Source organism: Psittacicella hinzii (assembly GCF_003585935.1).
In the GTDB taxonomy this organism is placed as follows: domain Bacteria; phylum Pseudomonadota; class Gammaproteobacteria; order Enterobacterales; family Psittacicellaceae; genus Psittacicella; species Psittacicella hinzii.
Genome location: NZ_NRJG01000208.1, coordinates 1 through 1,425 on the forward strand (window position 1 = coordinate 1; position 1,425 = coordinate 1,425).

Sequence of the window (1,425 nt, forward strand, 5' to 3'; positions counted from 1 at the left end):
GTTTTATAGCTTCATATGCTATTTAACTAGGATTGATAAAAGATAAGAAATACCTAAAAATAAGTTTGGTTTTTATAGCTTAAATGACACTTGGTTTAACATTAGTTTAAATTGAGTGTAAGTTTAGATTTAGTTTAACTTGTGAATCATAAGCATAATATTAAACATTAAACTGCTGGTTATTAACAAAGTCTATTTAAGATTATTCAATAATCTTAAATAAACATCAAAGAGTTTCTCTCTTATTCACTTTATATTACACTTGAAAACTTATCCGATATAGGCTTCAATATCTGGATTATTTCAGGGTAATCACTTGGGAGTTCATGTATATGAAGCGCTCGGTTCTTACTTTATTCTCTGGCGAAAACGACGTGTTAAGTCATATTTTACGCCTTGCACTTACGGAAAAAGGCATTGCTTATGATGTAGAGCATGTCGGTGATGAATTACAAAGTCCAGTTCGTTTACCAAGTAGACGTAGATCTGAACATGAATTTCATCGTGCTACGATCATTGATCGCGACCTAAAAATTGAAGATGTGCATATTGCGTTAGAATATTTAGACGATAAATATCCACATCCTCCATTATTCCCTACTGGTCCAGAGAAAAAAGCTAAAGTAAGATTAATTATTAAGTTAATCGATCAACGTGTTTTACCATATTTAGATGGACTAAATTCAGATAATCCTGAAGAATTATATCGCTGTGTAGATGAATGTACTTTATTTATTCGTGACATTCAAGGTATTTTCAATGAGAATACTAATCTACTCTTTGATGAAGAATTCTCAGTATTAGATTGTTACTTTGCACCTTTACTATATAAACTGTTCCGTGCACACCAAGATACGCGCATGTCAAACTTACCGACAAAAATTGCTAACTATTATCGCCGTATCCACAGCAGAGAACAATTTATTAAATCGTTACAATTAGCCCCTTCAAGAGGCTTTATGTACGAAAAAGGTAAATAAAAAATTCTTTAATTTAAATTTATTAAAATGACTGCAATATCATTGCAGTCTTTTTTATTGCTCGCTTTTTAATTTTGAACTGATCCTCTTGTGGGGAGTCGCTCTCATTTACTTTTATTTCTTAAATTACTTATTTATCTTTATTTCTCAAATCTTAACATTTAATCAAGATTAGAAATAAGTATAGCAATTATCCTAATAGTTGTTAATCATTCTTAAATTGGGCTAATTAAGCTGCTTTTTTTGCTTTTTTTGGCTTGAAGTTTGATAATTTTTTTACATTAAAATGGTAAAGTTTTATAATTTGTAATAGGTTAGTATGGATATTTTTATTTAGCATTATTTACCTACTTACCTAAGTCTATTTAGCCTTAGCTGCAAGTGTCTTGAGATTAGAACTTGTTAGTTAAATATCTTGAGCTAAATATCCTTAGTTAAAAAGGTA

1 protein-coding gene is annotated in these 1,425 nt (G+C 29.8%); it reads left to right on the forward strand.

The genetic code is table 11. The features are described from left to right. Positions 1 to 332 precede the first annotated feature (332 nt). Complete coding sequence (locus CKF58_RS08220; protein WP_119532774.1) at positions 333 to 980, forward strand: hypothetical protein; 648 nt, start codon at positions 333 to 335, stop codon at positions 978 to 980. Positions 981 to 1,425: the final 445 nt, after the last annotated feature.